This window comes from Halobacillus mangrovi (genome assembly GCF_002097535.1).
Classification (GTDB): Bacteria; Bacillota; Bacilli; order Bacillales; family Halobacillaceae; genus Halobacillus; species Halobacillus mangrovi_A.
Genome location: NZ_CP020772.1, coordinates 3804950 through 3816111 on the forward strand (window position 1 = coordinate 3804950; position 11162 = coordinate 3816111).

Below are 11162 nucleotides of genomic sequence, written 5' to 3' on the forward strand. Positions count from 1 at the left end.
TCCCCTCCCAACTTTCAGTAAATAGACAAACTCTTAAACCCTACTTGTTTAATTTCTGCTGATTCTCCTCATAAACCTTTTGTCTATGCTGTTCCACTATGGAAAACCCATATTCCTCACGCTTTTCTAAAAAGGATTGAAACAGCTGGTCAAATTCGTCTTCTGATTCAGCTAACAATAACAGCGGCAGTACCCTTCCCCATTCCTCGTCAATCTTTCTCGCAGCAATTCCCGCTTCCGATGTACCGGTAGGGTCAATTCCTTCAAATTCACTAAAGTTGACGGTTTTTCCTTTTGTCCAGTCCATCGATTGTTTAAGTGGAGCAATCGGAGTCGGCGCCCATTCCAAGTATTTATTCGTGTCCATCAGCATCCAATACGTATAAGAAGCCCCGTACTTTTGGTTAAATGACCCACGGTCAGATTGAAGTTGATCAAGCACTTCAGGAAGAAATTGCTTTTTTCCATTGACGGTATCCCACGTGACCCCTTTTTTGCCAAAGAAAAAATCCTTCTGTCCTTCATCGCTAATGAGATAGCTTAAGAAACGTATTGCTCTTACAGGATCCTTCACATCCTTTGATATAAGCGTAACTGTCCATCCCGATATCCCATCTGCAGGGAGGGTAGGGGCATCGAGATCAGAATTAGCCGGACCATCCACAGCTATATAAACGGAATCTGGATCCTTCGCATATAGCTCTTTCTGCTGTGCTTCCATATCACTCCGTTGATAAAGCATGGCAAAATATCTGCCCTCTGCAATTTTCTCTTCCATTTGAGCACGCTTATCAATATAGATATCTTTGGAAAGCAGCCCCATCTCGTTTGCTTGTCTGAATGTCTTTAACCATTCGATATATTCAGGGTCCGTTTTCCTATCATAAATTTCCTCTTCCTGCTCCCTAGGTATCGCTAAGAAGTTTTGAAGGTGTTCTTCTAATGAATCATTACCATCAGAAGTGAATTCATGCAGCCCCAAAGGAATGAGAGGTTCTCCATTCACTTCAGGGAATTGTTCTTGAGCTTCCTTCAAGGCGTTCAAAAACCCTTCAGGTGTTCTCATATCCGGTCTTCCTAAAGCTTCATACATATCCTTACGTACTAAAAACGTTTGATTCGATGGCTTCACGTTTTTATATCTTTCAAAATCTTCTGGAGAGGATGAAGCATTGGGGTACCCATACACGTGACCGTCTTCCTGCTTGTACCATTCTAACTTTGAATCATTCGCCACTTTAAAAAAGTAAGGATCGTACTCCTCAGCAAGCTCATCTAAAGGGAGTACAAGATCGCGCTCGATTATCTTTTCTTCTCCATCTTCCCACCAGCCGATTGTAATAAAATCAGGGAGAGAACCAGAAGCAATCATCGTGTTTATTTTTTCATTTTCATTACCCTTTGGGGAGATAAAATTAATCTTAACTCCTGTTTTTTCGGTGATATAATCAGAAACGACGTTGTTTCCCCATTGCGTAGAAAACCAGGAAAAATTCACATACCAATCAAAGGTAATGGAAGATGTATCGACCTGCCATCCAGGTTTATCAGGATGAACCACTTGATCTTCAGCTTTTTCCGCTTCAGGGAAACCGGTTTCATTTTTCTCAATGTCTTCGCAGGATGTTAAGAAAACACCCACTAGCATGAGTAGGATAAGTTTTCTAATTAAAGACTCTAGTCGCATGTTGATCCCTCGCTTATATTTCTAGTATATCGAAAAAAGTTGTACGATCGTAGGAGATTCGAGCAAATAACTCTGAAAATTACGAATAATCTACTAAATATGGTGTATATCTATATTTACTATTCTTCTAGTTGAATTTAAATGTACTATAAAAAAAGCAATGATCCTTATTATTAAAAGTTCACTGCTTTTACTACTTTATAAAAAAGCCTCCCCAAAAATTCAAAACTTTGGGGAGGCTTTATAGATTTATGACTAAATGTTACGAAATCCAGTCAATATTCATTTATAGGGTTTTAAATCCTTGTGTAGCTAAGGGTTTGATGACAGCTTACATCATGCCGCCCATTCACTCGGCTAATTAATAGGAAAATATTAAGACCCACAGATCCTTATTATCTCAAGGTTTCCATTAGCAAATAAATTTATTAACAGTATCCAGTCATAATCCAGTCACTACGCAACTAGATATTTCAAATTAAAAGAAATGGACCTTTAACCGTTGGAGCTAATGCATTTTTAAAATATTGGGTTCACAAACTAGAAGTAGTTGCTCACGTCTGGGGCTTTATCTTTTAATGGCTATTCTATCACTTTCCTATTCATCCGTTCCACCCATTGATGGAGAAGGTTATTATACCGGGTCAAATTTTTATGAATTTTAATGGCCACTTCTTCATTATAGGTATGGACGGTCAAATTACGATCATTTACCATTTCCAAAGCCAGAACAGTCTCTTCATCCTCCAACAAGTGGACCTCCCTGCAACTGCGAATGACGCTCTTCGGAGAGCCGGCATCCACCCCTTCTATGTCATATAAATATTGCTTCGCCGCTTTCCAACTTGCCTCGAAAGAAAATTCAAATCGTTGAATCGCTGCATCTCGTTCCACATCATTCGGTTTTTTAAGGTTAGCTAGCTTTTCAAAGGCAGCCAACGCTTTTTCTGCTGCTTCTAATCGCTGGTGTAATCTCTCCATAAAATCCCCTCCTCTTTCACTTGTTGGACTAGAGAGTCTTTAGCATCATGTAAATCCACCACATCTACCTTGTAAGGAATGGTAGACTCTTCAATTTGCTCGATTAGTTTATTCCATTTAAAAGGAGAGATTGGGGAGGCGGATTCGATAGCGAGGTCGATATCCGAACTATGTTTTTCTTCCTCTCGGGCCCAAGAACCAAATAAGTAAACGCGCGCTTTTTCCTTGCCGAGCTGTTCATTCAAAATTGATTTTAGTTGTTCTAAAACTTGCTCCCGTAAATCTGCAGGACCTCCCATAATATCCCTTCCTCTTTTTGTCCCATTATAGCATATGTAGATTTTCTCTATTATGGATTTTCCTTCTCCACTTCCCCTATCAGAAATTGAATGGCTATCAGGTCCCTTATTAACAACACCAGAACCTAAATTTAGATTGCGCTATATTAAGGATAAGACCCCTAATCTGGAAGACTTGATTCCGAGATATCTTGAAGCAGATTTTAAACTAAAGCACCCCTTAGTTAAAAGGATTAAATAACGGTTGCATTGAATTATATATTAAATGATCAAGAGCATTTTTTGGTTAAAATAAAAAACTAAAGGAGTATTCTAATGAATAATATTTTTGAGATCACATATACAGATGAGATATTAAATCGCATCAAAAACTTAAATGTAGATTCACAACCAAAATGGGGAAAAATGGATGTCTCTCAAATGTTAGCTCATTGCTCAGCTTTCCAAGACATCGCAATGGGATACTCTTTACCCCAAAGAGGTTGGTTAGGGTTATTAGTAGGTAGATTGGCAAAACCCATCTTTTATAATGACAAACCTTTAGACCACAATATGTCGACTATTCCCACCATTTTAATTACAAGTAAAAGAGATTTTGATATAGAAAGAGATAAATTGACACAAAAAATAATAATATTTCAAAAGAATGGACCAGAGGCTTGTACAGATCATCCACATCCTTTTTTCGGAAAACTTACTTCCGAACAATGGGGAAAAGGAATCTACAAGCATCTTGACCACCATTTAAAACAATTTGGTGTTTAGTAGCAGGAGTTTAAGTATACCGTACCATCTTAAAGTACCCTGGTTTGTCAGTTAAATAGCTTAATGACCTGATATTCCTGATGCTTATGTAATAAAGGGCTAAGGCTTTATTGAACAATTGCCACCTATTGCTGAAGACTCGATTTCGAGATAAACAAATGGGAAGAACTCTATTTCCTCTAATAACAATATGTGGATTCAAGCTTGATTTTTGTCGAACAAGTATTTAATACTTTCCAATAGCACTTCGGGAAATTCAACTTGAGCATAGTCCTTCACAAAACGAAGTCCCTTTATTTTATCTATTTATTTCATACAAGGAAGGTATCCCTCTCACAGAATTTGCAATAAAGAAATGGCCGGTCCATTTTTTCCAAGTTGGTTCACCTCGAATTACTATCTCTTCTTTAACTTCTCTTTTAAGGTCAATGGGTCAATTGTTCATAACACTTTCCCTTGTACCAATTTCTTTAATAGTTTTGTTAGCATGAAAAAGCACCCCGTTATGGGATGCCATAATTTAGTAAAGTTGTTTGCTTAAGGCTTCAATCTGTTCACATGTTTGTTGCATCTTTTCATTAACCCACGCAGGATACGTTTCTTCATCCCCGCTCTTAATTTTCGAAAGGGTTTCCAAGTAAACAATAAGATAATCAAGCTTTGATGATGGGTGCTGCATTCCATCACCTCCCTCCTATCGAACTATTTCGACAGAAAGGATTTATTCCCTTCATAACAAAACACGCGCAAGGGTAACTACTCATTTATGGATCCCTCATAAATCGTGTCAAACTTAAAACGATAAGTATCGAAAGTTGGAAAGGAGTGGTTGAAAGAGGCAGCTTCCGGTAGTTTCAACTGGAGTGAATTTCTATTATATTCCGGTCCTATACTTGAAGACTCGGTTTTGAGAATAATTGTCTTGAATCACCATTATTTCAAAAAATCAACCCTTTACCACATGCATTTTTTAATTTAAGAATAAAAGAAAATCCTCCCAAAAGTTTTTGAACTCTTGAGAGACCTCTATATTTTATAAACAATTTTAAAAACCAGTCATAATTCAGACAAGTTGTTCTTAAACCCTATGATGAAGGGGTTTTGAGGGCTATCATATCATGCTGCCCATTCACTCGCTTAGTTAAAAGACTATACCAGACCCTGTAGAACCTTGTTAAACCAAGATTTTCCTTAACAAGTAAATTTATTAACCACAATAAGTCTTAATACTTTATCAACAGTATCCAGTCACCAAAACACCTAAATTTCAGACTAAAACAAATGGATCTTCCTATATCAGACATTTTAATAGTTCTAGCATTTTCTTTAGATAATAAAAACGACATTTATACACCCCATCTAAACTGAATATAATTAATGCTCCTAAGTTAATACATTAAACAAAATAGATATATCCCTTCTTTAAATTAAGTGTTTTAAACAAAGATTATCTAAAATTCAAGTCTTCAACTAACCTGCCCAAAAACTAATTTCCAATTCGATATCATTTCACAGTTGACATTACACCACTAGGCTATACTGGAAGACTCGACTTCAAGATAAATATAAAAAATTATCTTGAACTAACGCACCGTTAATTGAATAACACATCAATTTTAATTAATCGCCTATATAATATATTGAGGGGCTAAGAGAAAGATCATATTATCCACCCTTCCCCATAGTAAAATAAATAATAGTAGATCAGCGCTTAAAACCTCTACTATTATTGTATTGAATACTATTTATCCAACGGCCAGTCCTAAATCATAAAATATTGTATACTTTTGATTAGAATCTGTAACTTTTCTAATAAACAATCCTGATGTTCTTGATCCAAAAAAATCATTAGTCACTTCCAGAGATAACCATATCATCTTCTAATGTAGCTAACACCATTTTAGGAGCAACTCTATCTCCTTTTTTTATATATAACTTTTTAACATTTCCACTTATTCCGATAGAAACTTCTGCTTCAGTTTCCTCTCCTTTTATTACAAATAAAGTCTCCCATTCATAAATGTAGTCACCATTATGGACAAACACTTCTTTTACTTCTCCATGACAAGGGGAGATCACCTGTTCAGCCAGCATGTTTACACCTCTTTATTTTAGTAAAGTTATTTCGAAACTACTTTTTTCTCTCCGTAATCATTCTCATCTTGATTCGGTAATGAACTTACCTTTTGCTTCTTTTTCTTAGGAAGCATTGGGAGAAACAATGCTGCTACCGCTATAAGGATAATTATTAGTGATATTGGACGGGTAAAGAATGATAAAAAATCTCCACTTGTTACTAATAAATGTCTTCGGAAGTTTTCTTCCATCATCAGTCCTAACACTAACCCTAGAATCATAGCTGCCGGAGAGAAATTGAACTTTTTCATAAAGAATCCGATTACCCCAAATATAACCATGATATAGACTTGGAACATATCATTTGAAACAGCATAGGAGCCTATAATGGACAAGATGACGATAAAGGGACCCAGTATATAGTATGGAAGTTTTAAGGTTGCCGCAAAAGCCTTGACTCCGATTCTTCCACCAATAAGAACTGTAATACTTGCAATTAACATGGAAAAGAAAATACAGTACAAAAGAAGAGGCTGTGCACTCATTAATTGTGGTCCTGGTTGAAGTCCTTGCAGTACTAACGCTGCAAGAATAACTGCTGTAGTTGGGCTTCCCGGTATTCCTAACACTAAGGTTGGAATTATAGCCCCTCCTGCAGCAGCATTATTTGAGGTTTCAGGAGCAATAACTCCTTCTTCTGCACCTTCACCAAACTTCTTTTTGTTTTTACTGGACCGCATGACTTCACCATATGAGACAATTGATGCAATGGATCCACCCGTGCCAGGAAGAATTCCAATTAGTGTTCCTAATACCGCTGACTTAAGTAATACCCATTTATATTTGAGCATTTGAATGATTTTGATGGTTTCCATAGATACTTTTGTATCTTTATGATTGTTAGCGCTTTCAGTTTTTTCAATGACCTGGTTAAATACTTCGGCTAAAGCAAAAGCCCCAATCATGATTGGAATAAACTCTACGCCGTTCACTAAATATATACTGTCAAAGGTAAACCGCTCCGCTCCCATAATAGGGTCTAAACCAATCATCGCGAGTAATATTCCCAATATACCTGAAATCCCTGCTTTCAAAGGACTTTTTGACCCAATGGATGCAATCACCATTAAACCTAGTAAAGCTAACGCAAAATATTCGGCACTTTGAATATGTAAAGCTATTTTAGAAAGAGGTGGTGCCAATAATAACATGATTATGGCAGCAAATACCCCACCAAATGCTGATGCACTAATAGCCAAACCAAGTGCCCTTCCTGCCTTCCCTTGTTTGGTCATTGGATACCCATCAAATGTGGTAGCTACCGACTCAGGCGTTCCAGGAGTATTAAAAAGAATAGCTGTGATGGAACCTCCGTATGCTCCACCAGCGTAGAGCGCTACAAGTAAAATAATAGAGGGTAATACACCCATATAGTAAGTGAATGGCAGCATCAAAACGATCCCCATAGAAGAACTAATCCCGGGGAGAGAACCGAATAAAACTCCTATCAACATTCCAGCAAATATTAGTATCAAATTTGCTGGCTGAATAATCGTTTGAAAGCCTTCTGCTAGAAATTGTACATCCACACTTTTTCCTCCTTACGATTCAAATTTAAAATGTGTGTTTTTTGTGAGCGCATAAAACTGACTAATAGACGTAGTAACTAAGAATTTCTATCATTCCGAACCCTCTAGGGAGAGGAACACTCAATACGTTTCCAAACAAAAAGGCAAAGGCCAATGGCAAAATAATCGATTGAATTGTAATCTTAAACCAATTCTTTTGACCTAAAAGGTAAAAAAGGGAAAATAATAGGATCATTGAGGCGAAAATGAACCCTAAATAATCAATTAAAAGTAGAAACACAAGGAGACTTACCAACATACCCACTACTGGTAGATTAATAATAGACGCTGTGTCAGACGTCTTTCTTTCACCCCTCCACTTCTTAATTGCACGAAATAGAGAAATTAGCGCTAACAAAATGGCTAAATATAGTAAAAATTGCGGAAACGCTGCCGGCCCAACCGGATCGATGGCACCCTCAGTAGAAATCCCATAGGATGCATTCAGAAACACCACCAAAACACCGATAAGAACAATATGAAAAATAATCTCTCCCACCAAAATACCTCCTTTGAGGAGGCGGATTAGCTTCCGCCTGCCTTTATTTTAACCCAGTTTCTTTAGCTACTTTAGTAAAGGTTTGATATTCTTCTTCCCACTGTTGCTTAAACTCTTCTGGTCCCAAAAACCCTTCTCGAATATCAACTAAATTTTTTTCTGCGAATTGCTGATATTCGTCAGTTGAATAAGCTTCCTTCATTTGGTTAATATAAAATTCTTTAGCGTATTCAGGGGTACCTTTCTCTACCACAAACCCTCTCCATGACCCTATAGTAGTATCGTAGCCCAGCTCTTTAGTAGTGGGCACATCGCGTAATTCGTCTACCTTGCTTATCCGTTCATCGTTTAAGACTACAAGGGGCTTTACCTTTTTATCTTTAATATAGCCAATTGAAGAAATAATTTTGTCTAAATAAACATCCACTTCTCCCCCGAGCACAGCTGCTTTTACTTCTGAACCAGATTTATAGGGAATAAACTTAACTTTCATCCCCGTCTCTTCAGCCAAAGCCTTTAAAGTAAGATCATCTAAACCGCCTGGGCTGATACCTCCAAATGTTAAAGTATTTTCTTTACTTGACTCAATTAATTCTTCAAAGTTATTTATTTTACTATCAATAGGTACGGATAAAATATAAATATCCGATTGGATGCGAACCAAAGGTTCAAAGTCCTGTTGTAGTTCTACTCCTTTTCCTCTTTCAAGAACATCACTGATCACATGCGAAGGTGTAACTTCTAACACCGTATACCCATCGTTGGCTTGCTTTTCTGCGTATATCATTCCCACTAAACCACCACTTCCCCCTTTGTTGATCGCTTGTAAGGGTTCAGGTGAAGTTTCATTTATAATGTCCGTAAATTTTCTAGCAAACGTATCACTTGCCCCTCCCTCACCAAATGGAATCACAACTTCCATAGGGTGGTTAGGGAAATTTTGTTCCCCATTACTTCCCGCAGATGTCTTTAGTTCGCAGCCCATCAATCCCATAATTAAAGCGCTTACAATAAGAACAAGACTATAACGCCTTACCTTCTCCATACAATTCCTCCCTTAAATGTATTGAAGCCTCGTATAGACATAACCTTCCATGATCCTTCTTGCTGTTCGTAAGACTTTTACATATTGTAACTCTCCCTGTTCATATTTCACAAAAGTGCTCATGATCCCAGCAGGATGTGCTAATTTTATAGTATCAGATGGATTATCTGTAATCGTCTTAAAAATGGAATTCGGTATCTTAGAAGCAACGGCTGTACAGATGGCTCCTGTGATAGCCAAAGATTGGTGAGGCTTTTGCATGGACATCATGCGTATCACGATATCCATCTCTTCTTTCTTTCTTAGGACGCCCATTCGATCTACAAAATCCATTGACGGAGAAACAATGGCTAGTTTAGGCACAGCAGGTGATTTTACGGTAGCTAAATGCTTTTCAATAATCCCAGCTTTTTCAGCTCCAAGTGATCTAACTTCTTCCAGTTTTTCTAGAATCTTATATTCAAATTCATCAGGCAACTCGGCACCCTTTAACCCTATATCATGTGCTCTTACAAAAACAACAGGATTAGCGCAATCCACAATGGATACATAGACATCACCGAAACTAGTCTTCAGTAAATCCATCGCTCTTCCACTAGGTAAAGATCTTCCTGTCAGAGACCCTTCAGGATCTTGAAACGTTAAATAAACGGGAGGTCCAGGATGAGGTACACCCGGAATCTCTACATTTCCAGATTGTTTGGCCATCCCTTGTTCAACTTCTACTTCTGCTACGATTACTTTATTGGTATTTGTATTTAGAATGCTTACTTTCGTAACTGGTGTAATCGCTTTTACATAACCTTCATCAATAGCATAGGGACCCACAGCTGAGGATATATTTCCACAATTACCTTTGAAATCTACAATCTCATCTGTTAAACTCACTTGTCCAAAGGTGTACTCAACATCAATATCCTGTCGTTCTGACTTTTTTATAATAGCTACTTTACTTGTTAATGAATTCGCTCCTCCTAATCCATCAATTTGTCTTGAATCTGGACTACCCATAACATCTAATAAAAATTGTTCCCAGGTATCAGGATCGTTCGGCATATCTTCGTATTTAATGAAAATCCCTTTGCTTGTTCCGCCTCTCATTATGACACATGGTGTGCGTTGCATTTCTATCCCTTCTTTATATCCAATATTCATTTTACTTCGATTAATCTGGTTCATAACAAATAAAAAGACAACCTCCTTTTTTGAACTTTTAAACTATTTATTAATGAAAAGTGTAGTACACTGGAATTGATAAATAAAATATTCATTTTTTATTAAATTCCATAAAAAAATTTTATGATGGAGGTATGAAGATGGAAAATAAAGACTGTCAACTACTTCGGACCCTTAACAAAACAAGAAATATAACGAAAGCCGCAGAAGCACTATATATTTCTCAACCTGCTTTAACTTACCGGATTAAACAAATAGAAAAGGAATTTAATACAACCATTATCACTCGAGGAAAAAGAGGCATAGAATTTACATCCCAGGGAGAATATTTAGTAAATTACGCCGAAGATTTAATTCATTTACATAGAGAAACGAAAGAAAACATAGAAAATATGAATGAGCAAATTAGTGGAACACTTCGTTTAGGAGTAAGTACGATATATGCAAGATATAAATTGCCGCATATCCTAAAAATGTTCCATGAAAGGTACCCGCAGATTGAAATCAATGTTCGAACTGGTTGGAGTAGAGAAATCTATGAAATGCTACGTAAAGGAGAAGTTCATATTGGAATTATCAGGGGTTCTTACCATTGGAAGGATCAAAAGCACTTGTTAAATGAAGAGGCTATTTGGTTAGTTTCTTTGAAAAAAATTGAGCTAGATGATTTACCTGCTTTACCGCAAATTAGTTATGAGACGGATCATACCTTAAAATCTTTACTGCAATCCTGGTGGAATGAAAATTATGATACCCCTCCTTTTACTACAATGGAAGTGGACCGTATGGAAACATGCAAAGAGATGGTTTTACACGGTCTAGGATACGGATTATTTCCAGGGATTTGCTTACAGGATGTAGACCCAGAATTCATGAGTCAATTATACATCGATCACAAACCGATTACTCGTTCAACCTGGATGTCGTATAACCAATCTCATATGGAACTTTCTGTTGTGGAAGCTTTTGTTGATTTTCTTCTTGAAAAACATTAAGAATCTGAAGA

General features: G+C 37.1%; 11 protein-coding genes. 2 read left to right on the forward strand and 9 right to left on the reverse strand.

The genetic code is table 11. From position 1 onward, the window contains the following. Positions 1-40: 40 nt before the first annotated feature. The 3 genes from HM131_RS18925 to HM131_RS18935 form a co-directional block, all read right to left on the reverse strand. Positions 41-1687, reverse strand: a complete 1647-nt coding sequence (locus HM131_RS18925; RefSeq protein ID WP_085031242.1) for an extracellular solute-binding protein — start codon at positions 1685-1687, stop codon at positions 41-43. Positions 1688-2269: 582 nt separating this feature from the next. Continuing rightward, entirely contained in the window at positions 2270-2668 is a 399-nt protein-coding gene (locus tag HM131_RS18930) for an HI0074 family nucleotidyltransferase substrate-binding subunit (protein ID WP_085031243.1), read from the reverse strand. Continuing rightward, positions 2644-2967 (reverse strand): nucleotidyltransferase family protein, encoded by a 324-nt coding sequence (locus HM131_RS18935; protein ID WP_085031244.1) that lies wholly within the window; start codon positions 2965-2967, stop codon positions 2644-2646. The genes HM131_RS18930 and HM131_RS18935 overlap by 25 nt, the downstream gene beginning before the upstream one ends. A gap of 315 nt (positions 2968-3282) precedes the next feature. Here HM131_RS18935 and HM131_RS18940 point away from each other — a divergent pair, with 315 nt between their 5' ends. Beyond that, a complete protein-coding gene (locus tag HM131_RS18940) occupies positions 3283-3732 on the forward strand; it encodes a DUF1569 domain-containing protein (protein ID WP_085031245.1) in 450 nt (149 codons plus the stop codon). Between the two features lie 520 nt (positions 3733-4252). Here HM131_RS18940 and HM131_RS20830 read toward each other — a convergent pair. The 6 genes from HM131_RS20830 to HM131_RS18965 form a co-directional block, all read right to left on the reverse strand. Continuing rightward, complete coding sequence (locus HM131_RS20830) at positions 4253-4411, reverse strand: hypothetical protein (protein WP_157130870.1); 159 nt, start codon at positions 4409-4411, stop codon at positions 4253-4255. A gap of 1169 nt (positions 4412-5580) precedes the next feature. After that, positions 5581-5826, reverse strand: a complete 246-nt coding sequence (locus HM131_RS18945) for a biotin/lipoyl-containing protein (protein WP_085031246.1) — start codon at positions 5824-5826, stop codon at positions 5581-5583. Between the two features lie 26 nt (positions 5827-5852). Beyond that, complete coding sequence (locus HM131_RS18950; RefSeq protein ID WP_085031247.1) at positions 5853-7397, reverse strand: tripartite tricarboxylate transporter permease; 1545 nt, start codon at positions 7395-7397, stop codon at positions 5853-5855. A gap of 61 nt (positions 7398-7458) precedes the next feature. Next, the gene (locus tag HM131_RS18955) at positions 7459-7935 is read right to left on the reverse strand and encodes a tripartite tricarboxylate transporter TctB family protein (protein WP_198162684.1); all 477 of its coding nucleotides are present in this window, start codon (positions 7933-7935) and stop codon (positions 7459-7461) included. A gap of 43 nt (positions 7936-7978) precedes the next feature. Continuing rightward, complete coding sequence (locus HM131_RS18960) at positions 7979-8980, reverse strand: Bug family tripartite tricarboxylate transporter substrate binding protein (RefSeq protein WP_085031249.1); 1002 nt, start codon at positions 8978-8980, stop codon at positions 7979-7981. A 12-nt stretch (positions 8981-8992) separates the two neighbouring features. Further along, positions 8993-10105 carry a 2-methylaconitate cis-trans isomerase PrpF family protein gene (locus HM131_RS18965; protein ID WP_085032130.1) on the reverse strand — a complete coding sequence of 371 codons (1113 nt, stop codon included), beginning with the start codon at positions 10103-10105 and terminating at the stop codon, positions 8993-8995. 191 nt (positions 10106-10296) lie between these two features. On the opposite strand from HM131_RS18965, the gene HM131_RS18970 reads away from it, so the two are divergent. Continuing rightward, the gene (locus HM131_RS18970) at positions 10297-11151 is read left to right on the forward strand and encodes a LysR family transcriptional regulator (protein WP_085031250.1); all 855 of its coding nucleotides are present in this window, start codon (positions 10297-10299) and stop codon (positions 11149-11151) included. The last annotated feature ends 11 nt before the right edge of the window (positions 11152-11162 follow it).